17 protein-coding genes and 1 riboswitch are annotated in these 20308 nt (G+C 42.9%); of the genes, 7 read left to right on the top strand and 10 right to left on the bottom strand.

Annotated elements, in window-relative coordinates:
• The 3 genes from thiS to thiC are packed head-to-tail and all read right to left on the bottom strand — an operon-like array spanning position 1 to position 3250.
• A complete protein-coding gene (gene thiS / locus GQS54_RS09545) occupies positions 1 to 198 on the bottom strand; it encodes a sulfur carrier protein ThiS (protein WP_166423774.1) in 198 nt (65 codons plus the stop codon).
• On the bottom strand, positions 192 to 1352 hold the full coding sequence (gene thiO / locus GQS54_RS09540) for a glycine oxidase ThiO (RefSeq protein WP_166423773.1): 1161 nt from the start codon (positions 1350 to 1352) through the stop codon (positions 192 to 194). Before thiO ends, thiS begins: the two co-directional genes overlap by 7 nt.
• Before the next feature lie 5 nt (positions 1353 to 1357).
• Positions 1358 to 3250 (bottom strand): phosphomethylpyrimidine synthase ThiC, encoded by a 1893-nt coding sequence (gene thiC / locus GQS54_RS09535; RefSeq protein WP_166423772.1) that lies wholly within the window; start codon positions 3248 to 3250, stop codon positions 1358 to 1360.
• Positions 3251 to 3306: 56 nt separating this feature from the next.
• Positions 3307 to 3407: riboswitch (TPP riboswitch) on the bottom strand.
• Positions 3408 to 4003: 596 nt separating this feature from the next.
• On the opposite strand from thiC, the gene GQS54_RS09530 reads away from it, so the two are divergent.
• Complete coding sequence (locus GQS54_RS09530; protein WP_166423771.1) at positions 4004 to 4273, top strand: RNA-binding protein; 270 nt, start codon at positions 4004 to 4006, stop codon at positions 4271 to 4273.
• A gap of 188 nt (positions 4274 to 4461) precedes the next feature.
• Here GQS54_RS09530 and GQS54_RS09525 read toward each other — a convergent pair whose 3' ends face one another.
• Together GQS54_RS09525 and GQS54_RS09520 are read right to left on the bottom strand one after the other, a co-directional pair.
• Entirely contained in the window at positions 4462 to 6081 is a 1620-nt protein-coding gene (locus GQS54_RS09525) for a Na/Pi symporter (protein WP_346766564.1), read from the bottom strand.
• A 148-nt stretch (positions 6082 to 6229) separates the two neighbouring features.
• The gene (locus GQS54_RS09520; protein ID WP_166423770.1) at positions 6230 to 6883 is read right to left on the bottom strand and encodes a heme-binding protein; all 654 of its coding nucleotides are present in this window, start codon (positions 6881 to 6883) and stop codon (positions 6230 to 6232) included.
• A 394-nt stretch (positions 6884 to 7277) separates the two neighbouring features.
• Here GQS54_RS09520 and GQS54_RS09515 point away from each other — a divergent pair, with 394 nt between their 5' ends.
• The 3 genes from GQS54_RS09515 to GQS54_RS09505 are packed head-to-tail and all read left to right on the top strand — an operon-like array spanning position 7278 to position 10278.
• On the top strand, positions 7278 to 7919 hold the full coding sequence (locus GQS54_RS09515) for a TetR/AcrR family transcriptional regulator (protein WP_166423769.1): 642 nt from the start codon (positions 7278 to 7280) through the stop codon (positions 7917 to 7919).
• Between the two features lie 24 nt (positions 7920 to 7943).
• Positions 7944 to 9047 carry an NADH:flavin oxidoreductase gene (locus GQS54_RS09510; RefSeq protein ID WP_166423768.1) on the top strand — a complete coding sequence of 368 codons (1104 nt, stop codon included), beginning with the start codon at positions 7944 to 7946 and terminating at the stop codon, positions 9045 to 9047.
• Positions 9048 to 9084: 37 nt separating this feature from the next.
• A complete protein-coding gene (locus GQS54_RS09505) occupies positions 9085 to 10278 on the top strand; it encodes an MFS transporter (RefSeq protein WP_166423767.1) in 1194 nt (397 codons plus the stop codon).
• 206 nt (positions 10279 to 10484) lie between these two features.
• Here the strand turns inward: GQS54_RS09505 and GQS54_RS09500 are convergent, their stop codons facing one another.
• Together GQS54_RS09500 and GQS54_RS09495 are read right to left on the bottom strand one after the other, a co-directional pair.
• Complete coding sequence (locus tag GQS54_RS09500) at positions 10485 to 11231, bottom strand: transporter substrate-binding domain-containing protein (RefSeq protein ID WP_166423766.1); 747 nt, start codon at positions 11229 to 11231, stop codon at positions 10485 to 10487.
• Positions 11232 to 12034: 803 nt separating this feature from the next.
• Entirely contained in the window at positions 12035 to 12712 is a 678-nt protein-coding gene (locus GQS54_RS09495; RefSeq protein WP_166423765.1) for a TetR/AcrR family transcriptional regulator, read from the bottom strand.
• 122 nt (positions 12713 to 12834) lie between these two features.
• On the opposite strand from GQS54_RS09495, the gene GQS54_RS09490 reads away from it, so the two are divergent.
• The 3 genes from GQS54_RS09490 (at position 12835) to GQS54_RS09480 (ending at position 16132) form a co-directional block, all read left to right on the top strand.
• On the top strand, positions 12835 to 14007 hold the full coding sequence (locus tag GQS54_RS09490) for a phytanoyl-CoA dioxygenase family protein (protein ID WP_166423764.1): 1173 nt from the start codon (positions 12835 to 12837) through the stop codon (positions 14005 to 14007).
• 284 nt (positions 14008 to 14291) lie between these two features.
• Positions 14292 to 14687, top strand: a complete 396-nt coding sequence (locus GQS54_RS09485) for a DUF3718 domain-containing protein (RefSeq protein WP_166423763.1) — start codon at positions 14292 to 14294, stop codon at positions 14685 to 14687.
• Between the two features lie 398 nt (positions 14688 to 15085).
• Complete coding sequence (locus GQS54_RS09480) at positions 15086 to 16132, top strand: GGDEF domain-containing protein (RefSeq protein ID WP_205967698.1); 1047 nt, start codon at positions 15086 to 15088, stop codon at positions 16130 to 16132.
• Between the two features lie 134 nt (positions 16133 to 16266).
• On the opposite strand, the gene GQS54_RS09475 is transcribed toward GQS54_RS09480, so the two are convergent.
• From GQS54_RS09475 to GQS54_RS09465, 3 genes are all read right to left on the bottom strand, one after another.
• Positions 16267 to 17166: an alpha/beta hydrolase gene (locus GQS54_RS09475; protein WP_166423762.1), complete on the bottom strand. Its 900-nt coding sequence runs from the start codon at positions 17164 to 17166 to the stop codon at positions 16267 to 16269.
• Between the two features lie 85 nt (positions 17167 to 17251).
• A complete protein-coding gene (locus tag GQS54_RS09470; RefSeq protein ID WP_166423761.1) occupies positions 17252 to 19054 on the bottom strand; it encodes an acyl-CoA dehydrogenase C-terminal domain-containing protein in 1803 nt (600 codons plus the stop codon).
• A gap of 49 nt (positions 19055 to 19103) precedes the next feature.
• Positions 19104 to 20285 carry an acetyl-CoA C-acyltransferase gene (locus tag GQS54_RS09465; RefSeq protein WP_166423760.1) on the bottom strand — a complete coding sequence of 394 codons (1182 nt, stop codon included), beginning with the start codon at positions 20283 to 20285 and terminating at the stop codon, positions 19104 to 19106.
• Positions 20286 to 20308: the final 23 nt, after the last annotated feature.

Here is a 20308-nt window from a genome sequence, read left to right as displayed (position 1 = left end):
TTATCCCCCCTGCATGGGCGTGAAGGCATCAAGGGTATCTTGATCCCTCAGCATGACATTTTCGTGCTCTGCTTTAGGTACAAACTGACCATTCACTGCTACTGCGCATAGTGCTGGGGCATCTAACTCAATTAATACATATTTCAGTGCTGCACTTTTAACCTGATAGTGCTCACCATTGAATAATATGGTCAACATGCAACCTCCTCAATTAGATTCGTAAAGGGCGATTTAAAATCAATTTGGAACAACCGTTTACAGGCTTGTTCGGCGATAATAGGAGCCAAAAGATAACCGTGGCGGAAGAGACCATTTATATGTATAACACGCTGCTTGCAGGAAATTCTCGGTAAGTTATCGCTAAAAGCTGGGCGACAATTCGCCGCTAACTTAACGATTTGAGCATCACCAAAGCCGGGGTCGATGGAGTACGCAGCCGACAGTAATTCAAGAGCAGAACGCACACTGATAGGTCCATCATCTTCGCTTTCAATTTGACTTGCCCCAATCACAAAGTGATTATCTCGTCGCGGCGCAATATACAACTTGTATCTGGGGTGAATAAGTCGCACAGCATGCTTAAGTGTAACTTGCGGTGCATGCAAAGTGATGACTTCTCCTCTTACGCCTCGCAATCCTTGCATATCTTGTTTAGCCCCAATGCCTCGGCAATCTATAACGTAATCAAACGTCTGCTTAGCGGATGCCACGCATACTGTTGCGCCAAATGATTGGTCTTGCTGAACACAGTTTTCAATATGACTAACATGGCTATTTTCCTGCCAATCAACACCAGCGTTAAGCAGGTACTCGCCAAACGTAGCCATAACTTGGCCATTATCTAGCCAAGCTTCATTGGGTAAATACACACCGTAATCAAAACGCTTGGCTAATTGCGGCGCAAGTTGACCAAGGGCCGATTGATTCAGGAGCTGCATGTGTCGCCCCATATCATCATGAATGTAATCCGGTAGTTTCATGGCTACTTGTTGCTGAAAACGTTGAAAGTCCACCTGATCTTGTTGATGTGACACCACCACTGTGCCAATAGAAAATAGGTCAACCTGTCTGTGCGTTTGTTTCGATAGGCTCGCAATCACACTAGGCCAGCGCGTCAATGACGCCAGCCCCATATTAAAAATACTCAGCTCTGTACTTTCCAATTCGCTGTATGGCGACAACATGCCCGCAGCGGTATATGCCGCTGCTCCGCCATGGCTAATTGGATCTTTGTCAAACACTGTAATAGCCACTGATTTGGCTTGATTGAGTAATTGCCAAGCCAGTGTTCGACCCATGATCCCTGCCCCAACAATGGCAATACGTATTTTACCCTGATGACTTTCGCTCACCTTGCTTATTCCGCTTGAGCAACATAAATCTGGGCGCCTGAGGCGGTAAACTCCGCTGACTTTTGCGCCATACCAGCCTCAATTTCAGCATTTTTAAGATCAGCTGAATACTCCCGTACTTCTTGAGATATTTTCATTGAGCAGAATTTTGGCCCACACATAGAACAGAAATGTGCCACTTTGGCGGAGTCTTTAGGCAAAGTTTCGTCATGGAATTCTCGCGCTGTGTCTGGATCCAATCCTAAGTTAAATTGGTCAACCCAACGAAACTCAAATCGTGCCTTGGACAATAAATCATCACGATAACGTGCGCCCGGATGACCTTTAGCAATATCCGCAGCGTGGGCTGCAATTTTATAAGCCATTATTCCCTGTTTCACGTCATCACGATTAGGTAACCCCAAATGTTCTTTGGGCGTCACATAACACAACATCGCACAGCCATACCAACCAATGATCGCCGCTCCGATGCCGCTAGTAATATGGTCGTACCCAGGGGCAATGTCGGTAGTTAGTGGACCAAGGGTATAAAATGGTGCTTCATGGCAATGCTCAAGTTGCATATCCATATTTTCTTTGATCATATGCATAGGCACGTGACCTGGGCCTTCGATCATGGTTTGCACATCGTGCTTCCAGGCAATTTTGGTTAGCTCTCCTAGGGTCATCAACTCCGCAAACTGAGCTTCATCGTTGGCATCTGCTAATGAACCTGGGCGTAATCCATCACCGAGTGAAAAGCTTACGTCGTAGGCTTTCATAATGTGACAAATATCTTCAAAGTGGGTGTACAGAAAGTTTTCTTGATGATGCGCAATACACCACTTCGCCATGATTGAACCTCCACGGGAAACAATCCCAGTGACGCGCTCTACCGTCATTGGAATATGGTGTAAGCGCACCCCGGCATGAATAGTGAAGTAATCAACGCCCTGCTCAGCTTGCTCAATCAAGGTATCGCGAAATACCTCCCATGTGAGGTTTTCAGCGACACCTTTTACTTTTTCTAACGCTTGGTAAATAGGCACAGTGCCCACGGGCACCGGCGAATTACGCACGATATAATCCCGAGTTGAATGAATATTTTTTCCCGTTGATAAGTCCATAATGGTGTCGCCACCCCAACGAATTGACCACACCAGCTTTTCGACTTCTTCTTCAATGGATGAACGCAGCGCTGAATTGCCAATATTGCCATTGATTTTAACCAGAAAGTTGCGCCCGATGATCATAGGTTCAAGCTCGGTATGATTGATGTTAGCAGGGATAATCGCGCGACCTTCTGCCACTTCTTTGCGTACAAATTCTGGGGTGATGGGTTGCAAATCGGCCCCGAGAGAGTTGCCTTTTAAGCGCTGGTTTCGCTCATCCGTAGTGAATTCATTGCTTAGGGCTTCCCGCGCCTGGTTCTCGCGAACGGCAATGTACTGCATTTCTTTGGTAATAATCCCCTGACGGGCATAGTGCATTTGGCTAACATTTTTGCCTGGCAAAGCACGCCTTGGTGTGCGCTGCAAGTCATCATTGTAATATTGAAAAGCTCGCTCTTGACTGAAATGGCCATTGTCTTGGGGTTGTACTTCTCGGCCCTGATATTGCTCGGTGTCTTTGCGGGATAACACCCACTCACTTCGCACGTCAGCGATGCCTTTGTTTACATCAATATCTACCGTTTCATCGGTATATGGACCAGACGTATCGTACAAGGTAACCGAAGTGCCGTCTGTTAAACTAATTTCGCGCATAGGCACACGAATAGACGGATCGTTAGGTGATACCACATATACTTTTTTGCTGGCGGGAAGAGGTGTGCGTGTAATTTTTTGGCTTTCAGATGACGTAGTTGCACTAACGTGATTGTTAGCAACCGCCTCACTGGAAGAAAGGATAGTGTTCATTTTGTTTTCCTTAAAAAAATACAGGCGCGCGGAAAACGAAAACAAACATCCCAAAACAGAGATGTGCTGCTCATTCCTACGCCGATACTAGTCGGATCAGGTTCTACGGGTTTGTATTGCTACATCTCAGCCAAAAGAGGCGCCCCGAGAGCGAATGCGGATAATAGGACAACAAATTTAAAAATACTAGCCCCTAATTTTTCATAAATTTATAGCGTAATTTTTTATTTTACGACTTAAAAATAAGTTCAAACAGGAGACTGAGAGATATCAATTTAAAATTCACGTTCGACGAAATTAACCGAAAAAACATAAATTCAAATAAATCATTAAAACTCAAAAAAAGCGGCTAAAAACATTTAAATGTATTAAATTAATAGACTAAAGTGAAATTAAGAAAGGTAAAAGCAAAAAAATAAAACAGCACGTTAACGATATTTAACAGCAAGGTGTAATATTAAATATTGCTAATTATAGCGGCAACGCTAACGTAAAAGCTGCGCATATAACCAATTCATATTACTGCTTTCAGGTAAATTATTTTTCGCGGACAATCCCCCTACCCACTAATTTTCACCCTGATGCGCAAGATCAATATGCGCTTCTATGCACTTTTATGCGCTTTAAGTATCAACAATTGCTTTGCATCTTTCTTTATGGTTTAGAGCATAAATACGCTGGCACAATTAACACATACGGATACCACTGAAAGGCTGTTACCATATAGGTATTATATTTTTGAAAGGTATTACTATGAAATTATTGATCCGCAACCTTGATAGAGCGACCACCGAAGACGAATTACGCACATTATTTGAAGGCTATGGTGTTGTGCAATCATGCACTATCGTGCAAGACCCAGCCACTAAAAGCTCAAAGGGCTTCGGTTTTGTTGAAATGCCAAAAATAGGTGACGCAAAAGCCGCAACTATTAACTTAAATAGCCATACCTTAGGTGCAAATAAAATACGCGTTAAAAAAGCCGACGATAAAGTTGAAAATAAAGATAAAACAAGCGAATAAATTTTCGCTAAAACCACGCTCAATTTGATATATAAACCGCTTAACTGCGGTTTTTTTATAGCGAAAACCTATTATACAAGCCTAACCACATTGGCCATACCGTAAATATCTAACCAGTACTAATATTCATTAAGTGATTTAAGCAGGTGCTGAATACACGTGATGCACATAATAGATAACCTTTCCATTTACCCGGGTTCGTGAGATTTTTCGAGGGAGTTACTGGCGCCATCTTGATCAAGAGTAAGTGAGGCGAAGTTGTATAACTTGTCTTTCATTCGCTGTGAATAGGTAACAAAGTTAGTTAACGCCCCCGCGTCTTCCCGTTTGGGGTCAATAAGTAACAACAGTAGAGCCCGATTAGCGTCATCAATATTGTGCTGTAACGCTTTTGATAGCAACTTAGCATTAATAGCTTGCTTGTTTTCCATGGCATCACCAATATCATCAAAATATTCTAATGTCTGGCTAGATAAACTTCTAACAATAAGCAAAACGTCGCTTTTGAGCTCGATGTATTGCTCTTTCATAATGCGCTTAGAATCAAACAGGTCATTAATTGAGTCGTGTATTTGAAATAAATAGTCAAAGCGATTTATACGGGTCATCAGTTGCTTCGACTCGTCTTCTTGCTTTATCGCGCTAACCACTTTTGAGAAGTAGTGCAGATATTCATTTTTTACAAACTGGGTGTATTCTAGTCGCTTACCTGCTGCTTCATAAACGCCTTCATAATTTGTTTCGATACTTAACGTTACCGTATTGTAGTTTTCTTGAAGAAATCGAAATAACTTAACCTGTGCCTGAGTAAATTTATCTTCGATTTCCGCGAAACCATCTTGCTCATCGTAAGTCGGTAAATTTAATCGCTCAAAATCCATTTTACCCTCCCCAAGTAGCATATCGACCATCCGTGTAAATGGGCCTATTGCTAGAGTAAATATAAGACTGGTAGTGAGATTAAAAATAAGGTGAATATTGGCAAGCGCAATCGCAGGGTGTTGATTGAACTGGCCTAGCCTGTCACCAAATAAAAATAACAATGGGGTAAATAGCATGACTCCACCCACATTAAACAAAAAATGACTCAAGGCTGCTTTTTTAGCGGACACATCCATATTGAACATAGCGATAAGTGCAGTAGATGTGGTACCTATATTCGCCCCCATTATCAATGGAACAGCATTTTCTAAGCTAACCAGCCCTTGCTGAGTCAAAATAATGGCTAATCCGGTTGTAACAGAACTCGATTGCACTAACGCAGTAAATAAACAGCCAAGCGCAATAGCATACAAAGGATTATGTGCCTCAGTTAAAAATTTAAGTACGCCGGGAGAATGTTGTAGAGGTTCAAGACTTGAGGAAATCAGGTTCAAACTAAAAAAGACAAATCCGAAGTAAAAGATAGCCTTGCCAAATATTGAATAACGCGAACGCAATAAACTGACAAAAAATCCCAAAATAATAAATACCGGAGCGAAATAAGTCATCTTGAAAGCGACAAGTTGAGCCGTTACGGTCGTTCCGATATTGCTACCAAAGATAATGCCGACGCTATTTTTAAAAGACAACACTCCAGCATTAACCAGTCCAATGGCAATCACAGACGTTGCAGAACTAGATTGAATAACCATGGTGACAAGCGCACCTATAATGACGCCAACAATTGGCCACTTGGTTGCGTTACTTAACGACTTTCTAAAATGATCTCCAGCAAGGCGCTCTATTTCTTTAGAAAAATTCTCTAATCCAAAAATAAACAGAATAATCGCCGTTAAACCGGCCATTAAGACGTGCAAGTATTCCACTGAATCCACCTAGTACATCACTTGTTTATAGAGTGTAATCAATTATTTGCAATAATGAACTGATACGTATCAATACTCGCTTAGTAATATCAGGCTGTAGGTTACACGTCGCGTGACTTAAACCTACGATAGACGCTAGCCCCCATCACTATTTAATCTCTATCAGTAGTTCGTTTTTACGAAACATAGGAATGGTGAACGGCCCATTATAGCCGGCTTTAATAGCAGTACTTATGGCGGTGTAACCATGGGTATCTATCCAGTTAGTTAAACGTTCTGTATATTTTTTGATATTACTGTCGCTAAGTCTGCCACTAAATTCAATTACCGCCACTTTGTAATTTTTGACCTCGCTTACTACAACATCCGTATTGGTAGGCTTAGGGGTTGTTTGCAAAGTGAAATCATTGGGCATAACGAATGACATCACTGCGTTGCCATTAGCAGCTAACGCATTATCGTCCATAAATACCGGGGCCGTCATGGCAATTTTAGTGCCCTTTCCTGACGACTCTTTATCGCTCATAATAACTGGCGCAGTCATGGTTATCTCTGTCGCTCCTTCGTTTTCACCACCAATGTAAGCAAACAATTTTCTAAACGCACTACTCCCGCTCCCCTGTGACATGCTCGTTGATACCCATACCATTGAAGCGTAATTACGCACCTCTATTTTTTCGCTATCATCGGATTTTAGCAGCGTATAAGGTGCCGAGGCGACTCCGTTATGACCAACTACTGAACACCCAGCGATAAAAAGGGTTAAAAATACCGAAACAAATTTTGCTAATACAGATTTCATTGTAGGTCCTTATATGAGTACTAAAATGAGTTCTAAGATGATTGCCAAGCACGAGACTGTGACCCATTTAGCTGCTCATTCGCTCTCACTTGATACCATTATGATACGAAGATACTTAAAAAAAGTTCTTATTTTAGTTCCCTCGATTTTGCCCCTTAAAATTGATGGTCCAAATTTGATCAGCTCGCACGCTACGCATATTCGGCTCTAAATACTTTCAACATTTTATTATTTAGCGCCATAATGTTTTTAAAATTGACAGTGTCAATATAAAATATATTATGTGGGCTCTCAGCCTAGGTTAAATCATCTTCATCCGAGGGATACCAGTCAGGGTGTGTTAAAAAGAAACGTATGCCGATGATGTGCTAACAACAATCAGCCAAGAGTTTTCATGCCTAAAGTATTATCAGATGATGAAATACAGTGTTTTCGCAACCGTATGTGCGATCACGCGCTGACGTCTTTTGCCAAACATGGCGTTGATGGGATCTCCTTACGGGGATTGGCAGCCGATTTAAGTTGCAGTCGTACGACACCCTATCGGTATTTTAAAAACAAGGCGGACATTCTTGCTGCGCTTCGCCAAAGGGAGTTTGGCCGAATTGCTGACGCCCTTGAAGGGGCGTTAATGCAAGAACTGAATCCTAGTAAGCAATTAGAAGCGCTATGCCGTGCCTATTTTCATTTTGCCATTGAGAATCCAGATTCTTATCGCGTCATGTATACCGTCGCTCAGCCTGAACCGTCTCAATATAGTGAACTTGAAGCAGAAATATTACGCAGTGGCGAACCTATGCGCCGCATCGTTAATAATGGCCTAGCAGCAGGCTGCATGACGGGCGATCCCATAAATATTTGTTATGTACTGTGGGCAGGTTTACACGGCCTAATCTCATTACATTTAGCTCATTTACTGGGAGTTACCCGAGAAATTGACGAATTAGCCGCAGTGATGATCCGTTCTTTAATACGCGCTGTAAGCGCCGAACCGAGCGAACTCGAAGCGGTTAAACGAATTAACTCACCCTATTGAATTGAAAAATTAAAAGGATAAAACATGAGTAAAAATGTAGATGCGTTATTTAATCCGTTCAGCCTTAAAGGCTTGACCCTTCCTAATCGTATTGTGATGGCTCCAATGACCCGTGAGTTTTCACCTGGTGGTATTCCTACCAATGATGTGGCTGACTATTATCGTCGCCGCGCAGAAGGTGGAACTGGCCTAATTATTACTGAAGGCACCACCATTAACGACCCTGTTGCGACCATGGGTGAACGCATTCCACAAATTCACGGTGAGCAAGCCCTTGCAGGTTGGGAAAAAACTGTTAAAGCAGTACACGGTGCAGGCGGTAAAATTATGCCTCAACTTTGGCACGTGGGTATGGCCCGTTCACCTAAGAAAGCACCTTATCCAGAGTTGCCCAGTGTCGGTCCTTCAGGTTTGCTTGCTCCAGGTAAACAAGTGTCTGAACCCATGACGGCCGCGCAAATTGAAACCGTTATAAGTGGCTTTGCTAACGCAGCGGCTGATGCGATGCGCATTGGTTTCGATGGCGTTGAAATTCATGGTGCTCACGGTTACTTAATTGATCAGTTCTTTTGGAGTGGCACGAATCAGCGTACCGATGAATGGGGCGGCAGCATGGCTAATCGTAGTCGCCTTGCTGTAGAGATTATCAAGCGTATCCGCGAAGCGACCTCGCCTGATTTCCCGATTGTATTTCGCTATTCACAGTGGAAGCAGCAAGATTACACCGCCAGATTGGCTGAAACGCCGCAGCTACTTGAAGAATTTTTAACGCCACTGAATGAAGCTGGAGTAGATATATTCCATTGTTCCACACGCCGCTATTGGGAAAATGAGTTCGACAATAGCTCACTTAACCTAGCCGGATGGACTAAAAAACTTACTGGTAAACCCACAATCACGGTAGGCTCTGTAGGGTTAAATGAAGATTTCTTCAGTGCCTTTGCGGGTAAAGGCTCAAATACACGTTCAATCGATGACTTGATTGAACGGATGGACAAAGGTGAGTTTGACTTAGTTGCGGTTGGTCGTGCCTTGATACAAGATCCTAATTGGGCCAATAAAATTCGTGACGGTAAGCTTGAAGAACTCGAGCAATACTCAGGCGAAGCGCTTACGACTCTGTCTTAAGACTAAATCGTAAAAGCCAAACTCACAAGTGAACACTATGAACCAGACTCAAGCATCCACTGCCTTAGCTAAACGTACTCTGCTTCTCGCCGTGGCTGCTATGGGTTTTGCACAAACTGTATTGTTCGCCATACTTGCGCCTTTAGGACGCGAAATTGGTTTGGTAGAAGTGCAAATTGGCGCCATTATTTCGTCGTCTTCATTGACCATATTTCTGATCAGCCCTCTTTGGGGCCGTGCCAGCGATGCATGGGGTAGACGAAAGGTGCTGTTAATTGGTTTGTTTGGTTACTCGGCAGGCACTATGCTGTTTGCCGGTGTGTTTCAAGCCGCTTTACTGGGGTATCTTATCCCTATCGTTGCCCTCGTTCTTTTGATTGCTACTCGCGTAGCAAATGCTACCGTTATGGCTGCGGTTTCCCCCTCTGCAAATGCTTATATGGCGGATATTACCACCGTAAAAGATCGTATAAAGGGCATGGGGGCACTTGGAGCGGCAACTAACATTGGATCTATATTAGGGCCCGCTATAGGGGGCTTACTTGCTGGTATTAGCTTGATCACCCCCCTATATTTTTCGGTGTTGTTAACGGTGGCTGCCGGGGTACTCGCTGTTTACGCCCTACCCGTTTTACCCAAACCTATCCATATTCGAAAGACACAAAAGCTTAAGTACACCGACCCTAGAATTTTTCCATTGGTGGTGGCGGGTGTAATGCTCTTTATGGGGTTTGCTATTGTGCAGCAAACGATCGCCTTTCGTTTTCAAGATATGCTAGGGCTCGATGGCACCCAAACGGCAAAAATTGTCGGTATTAGTATGATGTTCTCAGCCGCCGCAGCTTTGCTCGTGCAATTGTTGGTCATACCGCGGCTTTCTGTGAGACCGTTCGTTCTGCTTAGAATATCAATGCCCATGATGATGGTCGCGTTTGCCATTATGGCTATCAGCGAAACACAGAATATGTACATGCTAGCCATGTGTATTTTGGGCTCAGGAATGGGATTGGCCGGACCCGGCTTTATGGCTGGGGCCTCAGTTGCTGTATCATCTGAAGAGCAAGGTGCCGTCGCTGGTGTCGCTGGCGCATGTCCTCCATTAGGCTTCACCGTAGGCCCGTTATTAGGCACCTATCTGTATTCGATAGATGGCGCGCTGCCCTATTGGTTTGCGTTTGGCTGCTACTTTATATTATTTTTCGTTACGCTGAAGTTCAAAGATCGGAAATAGTTATTCAGTATCGCTGAAATTTTCTGGAGGCCGTGCCAAGCAACAACAACTGGGTGAATGATATCCTGTTGGTCTTGATGGCAAAATGTATAACGCATAGAAATCAGCAGTCCCCTGTAGTAAGGCTAACTCTATTTTCAAGTAGTTTGCCTGATAACCAGCAAAATAATGTTCCTAGTATTAACACCTATATTCAAACACTAAGTTCATTCATAAATTTGCTGCGGCGGCTTAGCTCCATATCGTTCAAAATATTGATTTATTTTGCCACTTTTTCGGTATTCCAACATTCGTTCAGACACAGCATCATAAATACCGACCGCTTTGGATTTTTTAGGAATACTGATGTAAAAATGATTAATAAAGCTGTCAACAAAAGTAGCCTTCTCAAAACGTGCTGCAAATAACGCTGCACTTTGGGACACTGATGTTACTGCTATATCAATTCGCTCACGTTCGAGCATCTCTAATAACTGCTTCGTTTCGCCCACTAACGTGAGTGTTACTGGGACAATATTCGAAAAACGGGGGGAATAATACGCGCCTCTAATAGCACCGACATTAACTTTCTCTAAATCCTCATAAGATTTTATATCACCTTTAAAATTTGGCGATTTATAAAAAGAAAGGGATCGAATATCGTAGCCGTAGGTAATTGGAAGCAAAACAGATCGTCGCTCTGGAATCATTGAATGACGGATCATCAAGTCTACATTGCCTTTTTCAGCTTCTCGATAGGAGCGACTCCACGGTGCGTTTAACCAGATAATATCATGCCCAAGGTCACTAAAGATATCTGTAACCAGCTCCGGTATGATACCAACGCACTTATTTCCATCAAAGAATAAATCAGGCGGATAATTACGACAATGAGCGCTAAAGGTATCCGCAAATGAGTACGCAGGCAAAAAACCAATTAGAACATATACACAAACCTGTAAATATTGTTTCATTTCACACATATATCCGTTTTGGTGTAGTCGCTGAGGCGTCTTTCGTCATTTGGGATTTGAGTTGAATTACTGTTCGCGCAAATAATTTTTCATCAAGCAAGATACCTTTACTTGACACCCCATTAAGCATATTACTCAAATACCCCCCCTTTAATGTATAAAAGAAATGCGCCCAATCGTCTAGATCTTTCTGCCACTTGATCATAGTAGAGCGGCACTCATACTCTGCTGATATTTAAACGTTCATTCGAGGACGAGTTAAAACAGATGTCTCTTTTAACCTACTGATGATAATTAAAACAACGGCATATGGCATATGGCATATGCCATATTATGGTTAAAGAGCATTACTGTTTACGAACATGATAACGATCAAATTAGGTATGTCGTTTAAGAAACAATTTAGACTACCTTTAAATGTTTTAGAATTGTTGCACTGGATTGCCCGTCAAGCGTCGGTAATGACCGTCTTACCGTAGCGGTTATATCCATACCCAAAAATCGTGAAACTTCTTTGCAGGCGGTTTGAGGGCTAGATGCATGCTTTAATAAATTAATTGGGAAGGCCAGTATAAAGCGCGCAATTTGAATTGTCGTATTGCTGTTATGTTTAGATTATTTACACTAGGTAATAAGTTGATTAATTACGCTTTAATTTTGTTGCAATGGTGTAGGCCCTACCGAGAAAATCCCTATCTAAAAACCAGTGGTTGATTATCTTTCATCTCGATTGACCTAAACTGTATTCACGTGTATTACCGTGTGCTTAAGCAGGATATTAACCATCCTAGTAAACACCGTTATTATTTAGCGCTTTGTGCGAAGATATGACTAATTTTGGCTATCAGTATTGGGCGATATTGGTCCGTTGCATCAGCAGAAAACGTTAACAACATGCCGCAAATCATCTGACATCGATACTCAGACAAATTTATATAGCCGTGCATCCAGTCGTAACGTGCAATTCGTTGATTAGCAAATAGCCTATCAGCGAGCAATTCGCTATTGATGTTTCCAGCGAGGAAACCATGTTCTTTTGCATCAAGGCAAACCTGATATGCAAGCTTAAGTGACTTTTTAAAAATACCACCTGAATGTCCATGTTCGAACATGGATTCTTGTTCACCAATTACAAATGCCGCTTTGTAAAAAGCTTCATCATCTTGATAAAGCGACATTAAATTGTCAGTGAATGACTCTACGGCTGAAATAGGATCGCTAAAAGCGGTGGAAGATAGCACCTTTTCAGTGCGCTCGACCATGTCTACTACCAACTGTTTAAGCACCTCAGATTTATTGCCAATTAAATTATGTATGGTTGGCACTGTCACATTTGCTTGACTGGCCAATTCAGCAAGGGTGAAACAGGCGTACCCGCCACTAGCAATAATATCCCTAGCTGTATTGAGGATAGTTTGTTTGCGTTTCAATTTGTTGGCGGTGCGTGTTGCCACTCCGCCCTGCGCTCTAACTGGTTTCATAACATCTAGCTCATATGTTCCACACAGTAAACTTTAACATATATTAAATTTTATATTGCATAAAATTTACAAAGGATTAAGAATAGCTTCGTTAACTAAATATTTACATATAAGGATACATCATGTTCACAGACATTAGCGATTCTATCGAAGCCTGCGCGGCCCACTATGGCAACGACGCTGACGCGATGCGTCAATACCTGATCGACGGCCAGCAAAAATCCCTTGAACTGCCAAACCGAGGACCAATATTGTTTGAAGCCGACGGGCAGCTAAGCAGTGAGATTCGTGCGGCGTACCTTAAATACGGTTTTTATATCTTTGAAAACGTGCTGGATGCACAAGAGTTGAGCGATATTGAACAAGACCTAACCCAGTTAAAGCAACGCTTTGCCGTTAAGAACGGTGATAAGGTTAACGCTAAGGGTGAGACCGCTCTCGGGGTAGATTGTAAAGCCCCTAATTTGTTGTGGGCTAAGCCGCTTGGTGATCCGCTTGGAGGCACCCCTATTGCCAATGGCCGACACCAAGTCAAACTATTTGAACCAACGGCAGCAATCGATGCCCCAGAAGAGTCACCTTTTGTACTGCTAGGCTCATTACAATTTTCACCCGCCTGTTTACGCACTTATGCTCATCCAGAGTTATTAAAAGTGGCGCAAGCTATCAATGGCGAAGATTTCGCCCCTTTTCATGAATGCTTATTTATCAAAGAGCCCGGTCTAGGTGCGGCAGTATCTTGGCACCAAGACGGTGATACCCATTGGGATACTCCAGCATTCGATGCACAAATCCACGGCTTTAACTTTATGGCTCAAGCTTACGGAAGCACAGCTGTAAACGGCGTTTGGGTTGTACCAGGTTCGCATGTTCTAGGGCGCCAAAATATTAAGCAAATGGTTGTAGATGCAGGCAGCGAGCGCCTACCTGATGCCCTACCTATCATATGTAATGCCGGGGATGTAGTGATCTGCAACCGTCAACTAGTGCATGGCTCATTTGCCAATACCGGGTTTGAACCACGCATTACCATTAACTTTGGCTTTCATAAACGCTCATCGGTACTCGATGTAAAAGGAGCTGGCATACATAGCGAGGCAGCGATTTATGATGCTGATATGATCGAAAAACGTGCACATGCGATAGGTTATGCTATTGAGGCACGACGTGCCCAGTATCCCAATGAAACCCCCTATAGTTATAAGCCCCTTGCTCATTCGAGTACAGATTTTAGCTGGCAGCCAGATACTCTTGCTAAGCTAAAAGACTATAACTTACTTGATTTAAGCATTTAACTTGCACGTCATATAGTCCTTAGACATCAGTGATGCTTGACTGGCGGCGCACGCTTAAATTGTGCGTCCCTAAGCATTTCCTTAGTCACTTGTTCTTATCTATGTCCTTGTAGAAGCCCGTTATAAATGAGCCTATCAATTGTGCTCAGGCAGAATAAGGGCCAATAAAGGTATTGAGCATCATACCAAAGTATCGAGCTGTAGATTTTTTAATCAATCAAAATGGCGTTTAATAAGTTCAACGAAACGAGATTAAAATTACCTTAAGAACCGAGGAATTGACCATGTTGAAAATTGTTAAAACTTCTATCGCTATCGCCACTACATTTCTTGTTTTTGCTGCACCTGCTCAAGCAGACGTAGCTGAAGCATTACAGAATATCTGCACTATTGTTAAAGCGGATGATAAAGGCGAACTTCGCAAAAAAATGAAACGCGTTCAGTCAGATTACCGTCTTAAATTACAAGATTATTATTCAGGTATCAGTTGTGGTGGTAACAGTTTGATCCGTACCGCCATGTTAAACGATGCAATTGAAACCGGAACCTTAATGGTTAAGAAAATGCCAAAAAGTGACTTGAGTACACCTGAACCAGACGGTAAAACCGTTGCGGCTTGGGCAACTGAAAATGGTTTAACCAATTCACCGATTATTGCAGTACTAAACGACCGAATCTAGCAACCGTGTCAAACAAGAATATTTATTGAGGTACGCAAACCCAGTGCCCCCATCAGTATTTTCAACATGTTTTTGAAAGACTCACTCAAAAAATTGCTAAGTAGCGGTACTAGGCAATTAGCAAAACGGCTTCTTATGTGCCGTTTTTTCAAACCTATATAATGCTTGGATTACCAGTAAATAGTTATGGTGGAATTAAATCTGCTATAAACCACAATTGTCAGCCTAATATATTGATAACGAGACTATTTATCGTTATGTTAAAACTTGATTTTTAATCTTGGTAATGAATTTATCCCAGTGCATCAAGTATTTCTCCCCTAATGCGTATGTTAAATGCAAGACAATAAGCTTTACGGTGCATTTATTTTCCTAGGCTAACATTGTATGAGATAAAAATGACAGATCAGTTAGTGCAGAATTTTCAGTACCGACGCGATGTAATGCGGGTGCTACTTATTATTACTTTTATTGGCGGTTGTGTTTTTTCTGTGGTTAATTTTCAACGCGGCATATGGCCATTAGCGATAATAGAACTGGTGTATGGGCTATTCTCATTATGGCTTTGGCGTCAAATAATGACCACCAAATACTTCCAAAAATGGGTCACTATTTATGTGGTGCCTTTTTTTGTCATTATGATTTACGGCTTGTCCGTTCCTCAATCATCTGAATCTATCTTTGTATGGATTTTAACCATTCCAGTGATCTCTTATCTATTAATGGGACGCAAGCAAGGCTTTTGGTTTTCATTAACCTTTATTATTTTTGGGATTATGGCTTATCACTGGCGTTTTATCAGCACAGAGCATAATTTTTCTCTCAATGTGGCTATATCAGTTAACGTGATATTGAGTTCGTTTCTAATGATGACATTCGCCCATGTTTACGAAACGAACCGTGAGCAGAATGAAGACAGATTGCTGTCTCTTGCAGGTACCGACCCTCTTACGGGGCTCGCTAATCGTATGAAATTGAATGAAAGTTTTAACCAGCTGAGCGCCTTGGCCGCACGTCATCATGACCCACTAACAGTGGTATTGTTTGATCTGGATTTGTTTAAGACTATCAACGATATTCACGGCCATGCAGTAGGAGACGACGCCCTAAGACATGTCGCTAATTTTCTACAACAGAATACTCGAAAGTCAGATTTGCTCGCCAGATTTGGCGGCGAAGAGTTCGCTTTGTTGATGGTCGCCACAGATATAGAAAAGGGTCATCAACAGGTTAATGCATTACGAAAACTGCTTATGAAAACCCCGTTTACCACGCCAAAGTGTGATATTCACATTACTTTAAGTGCCGGCATATCGAGCTTCGGACAAGATGGCTACGACTTAAACAGACTGCTCGATACAGCGGATAAGCGTTTATATTACGCTAAAGAGAACGGCCGCAATCAAGTAATTTCCAATGACGTAACAGACGACGAACAGTGCTAACAAGACGCTTTAAAACTATATATAAAACACGACAATGTCGCGCAGTGAGCAAAAAGCGTAATCAGTTAGACTCGAATGAAAGCGTATGTATTGTGCATACATAAGCGTTAATTAGCAGTGTAAGCAACGCTTATTTATTCTGCTAAAAATTGCGCAATACTGGCATTTACTTCATGCGGTTTTTCATGGTGCAGCCAATGTGTGGCATCACTAAAGCGTTGTATTCGGCAGTCAGGTACATACTGCTCAATCCCGTCTAAAATACTTGTTACAAATGCTTCATCTTGCTCTCCCCATAAGACTAATGTGGGCGTAGCAATACGAATATTAGGAATTTTTAAAGCATATTCCGTTGTAATATGCGCCTGTGCTTCAGGCGGTAATTGTGGCATCGCGCGATAATATTGCAGCATACCGTTTACGGCCCCCGGTTGCTTCCAGGCTCGCATGTATTCAGCCTTCTGACGCTCACTAAACTGGGTGTTGTGCATGCCAGAAAATAACATGTCTCTGAGCATAGCAAAGTCATTTTGTTGTACAAACTCAACCCCGTTTTCAGCTACCAGTTGGTGTATGTAAGCACTTTTTTGGCGCTGCTTCGGGTTAGTGGCCATCTCGCGAGTAAACGTGCTCGGATGAGCAGCGTTTAAAATAACTAATTTATTGAAAAGTTGCGGGTGAAACGCCGCAAGAGGCCATGCTATCGCCCCACCCCAATCGTGAGCGATTAGGTTAACTGGTGCGTCCGGGCTTATTTTTGCAACGAACTGAGCGTACAAGGCGATAAGATTCGGTACACTGTAAGCCTCTTGAGCCTGAGGTTTATCGCTTAGATTGTAGCCCATCAAATCCGGCACGATGACACGATAATGCGCGCGAAAGTAATCAATTTGCGCCTGCCAAGTTCCCCAATACTCTGGAAAACCGTGCAAAAAAATTAAGGTTTGCGTACTGTCTTGTGGATTGTGACACGCCGCTTCGATGTAATGCAAAGAGACGCCGTTGATATCAGCGTAATGATGGCTTATAGGCATTGTCTATTCCTTTAATAAAAAAAAGGCGAACACTTTTCCAAAGAAAAAGGTTCGCCTCTACTTATTCTTTCGAATAATTCCGCTATTAAGCGCCTAAGTCAAACTGCTCGACTGGCATACTCATTAAGCTGTCTGAACCGGTTTCGATTGCAGATACCAATGAACGAGTACGGGTTAACAAACGATCGAAGTAAAACTTAGCCGTGTGTAACTTCGCTTGATAGAATTCAGCATTGTCCGTGCCTGCATCTAGCTTTTCCTGTGCTAATACAGCCATCTTCAACCAGAAGTATCCTACCGTGACATAACCTGAATACATTAAGTAATCTACTGAAGCAGCACCTAATTCATCTGGATTGCTAGCAGCACGTTTGGTTATATCAGCGGTTATTTGTTTCCACTCATCTAAATGCACTTCAATAGCATTAGACCACGCGTTGAACTGGCCTTTGTCACGAATACTTAAACAGTAATCACGTACTTCTTGGGTAAATACGTCAAGCAACTTACCATTTGAACCGACAACTTTACGCGCCAATAAGTCAATGGCCTGAATACCCGTAGTCCCTTCGTACATAGTACAAATACGTGTATCACGAGCAAGTTGTTCCATGCCCCATTCTTTAATGAAACCATGTCCGCCATATACTTGCATGCCGTAGCTAGTCGCTTCTTGCGCAGTTTCGGTTAAGAATGCTTTAACGATAGGCGTCAAAAATGCTAATTTCGCTTCACTTAACTGTTTATCAGCATCGTCTTTGCTGTATAAAGTGACATCAACTAATTTCATGGCGTAAATAGCTAACGCTCGATTACCTTCGGCAAACGCTTTTTGTGTTAGTAACATACGACGCACATCTGGGTGCACGATAATCGGATCCGCTGGGCCAGCCGGATTTTGTACACCTTTCATTGAACGAAACTGTAAACGGTCTTTCGCGTATGCAAGTGCTCCTTGAAACGCAGTTTCACTTGACGCTAACCCTTCAAGACCAGTCCCGATGCGGGCTGAGTTCATAAAAGTAAACATGCAGTTCAAACCACGGTTCTCAGTACCAATTAAGTAACCTTTCGCACCATCAAAGTTGATCACGCACGTCGCTGAGCCTTTGATACCCATTTTGTGTTCAATTGAACCACAGGTAACGGCATTTCGATCTTCGTTTTCACCTTCAGGACTCACGTTAAATTTAGGTACCGCGAACAACGAAATCCCTTTTGTTCCTTCCGGTGCACCAGCAAGACGGGCAATAACGATATGCACGATATTTTCTGACATATCATGCTCACCAGCCGAAATGAAAATCTTGGTACCGGTTAAGTTGTAGCTGCCATCTGCGTTCTTTTCTGCTTTGGTTTTAAGCATGCCCAAATCCGAACCACAGTGAGACTCGGTCAAACACATAGTGCCTGTCCACGTTCCTGCTACTAGTTTGTGCAAGAACATTTTTTGTTGCTCAGGTGTGCCGTGTGCTTCAAGCGTGGCCATACAACCTTGGCTTAATCCGGGGTACATGGCCCAAGCATGGTTTGCACCAGATAACCACTCACCTAGCGCTGACGACAACGAGTAAGGCAACTCTTGACCACCAAACTCAGCTGGGTGGGTCATTGAAGGCCATCCGCCCTCTACATATTGCTGATACGCTTCTTTAAAGCCTGTTGGGGTTGTAACGACTGAGTTCTCCCAAGTACAACCTTCTTCGTCACCAATTGCATTAATCGGTGCCAAAACGTTTTCACTGAATTTTGCGGCTTCAGAAAAAATAGCTTCAACCATATCTGGTGACGCATCATCAAAACCAAGATCTGCGTAATGCTTTTCAAATCCTAGCAACTCATTCATAACGAACAATGCGTCTTTCTGGGGGGCTTTATAACCTTCCATTTTGTAACCTCTTTAGCATTTTTAGCGCCTCTTACGAGGCGCTTAAAATTTAATAAACTTCGAATAAACCAGCTGCGCCCATACCGCCGCCAATACACATGGTGCATACCACGTATTTAGCCCCTCGGCGTTTGCCTTCGATAAGTGCATGACCAACCATACGCGCACCACTCATGCCGTATGGATGACCAATCGAGATTGCTCCACCATTAACGTTAAGCAATTCATCAGGAATGCCCAACTTATCTCGGCAGTACATAACTTGTACGGCGAAAGCTTCATTTAGTTCCCATAAACCGATATCGTTCATGGTTAAACCGTGTCGCTTAAGTAATTTAGGAATAGCGAATACTGGGCCAATGCCCATTTCGTCTGGTTCACAACCAGCAACAGCGATACCACGGTACGCACCAAGGGGCGTTAAGTTTTGCTGTTCAGCCAATTTCGAGCTCATAATGACTGTGGCTGATGCGCCGTCAGACAACTGACTTGCATTACCTGCAGTGATTAAACCGCCTTCAATAACGGGCTTAAGGCTTTTCAACCCTTCAAGCGTCGTTTCAGCACGATTACCTTCATCTTTACTCAAGGTAACTTCATGGAAGCTCTCTTCTTTGGTCTCGCGGTCAACTACAACTTTAGTGGTTGTCACTGGCACGATTTCATCATCAAATTTGCCAGCAGCTTGACCTGCAGCAGTGCGCATTTGACTTTGAAATGCGTACTCGTCCATTGCATCACGGTCAATACCGTAGCGAGCAGCAACCACTTCAGCGGTTTGCAACATGGGCATATAAATATTTTTATGCAATTTAGCCAATGCAGGATCAACCATGCGATGGGTATTCATATATTTATTTTGCACTAAGCTTATGGAATCAAGACCACCCGCAACCATAACTGGCACGTTGTCAGTAATAATATGCTTAGCGGCTGTCGCAATAGCATACATACCCGAACTACACTGGCGATCTAGCGTCATACCTGAAACCGAGACGGGCAAACCACCAGCCAAACCAGCTAAACGACCGATGTTCATACCGCCGCTGCCTTGGGTCAAAGCGCTACCCATAATCACATCATCAATTGATGCTGGATCAATGCCAGCTTTTCTTACTGCTTCACGGATGGCATGACCACCTAAACTAGGGGCTTCAAGGTTGTTAAATGCGCCTTTATAAGCACGGCCAATGGGTGTTCTTGCGGTGGATACTATGACTGCTTCTTTCATAATTCTTCTCTCGTTTTGTAATA

It is taken from the genome of Paraglaciecola sp. 20A4, from assembly GCF_011378905.1.
Classification (GTDB): domain Bacteria; phylum Pseudomonadota; class Gammaproteobacteria; order Enterobacterales; family Alteromonadaceae; genus Paraglaciecola.
This window is presented reverse-complemented; position numbering and strand designations above follow the sequence as displayed.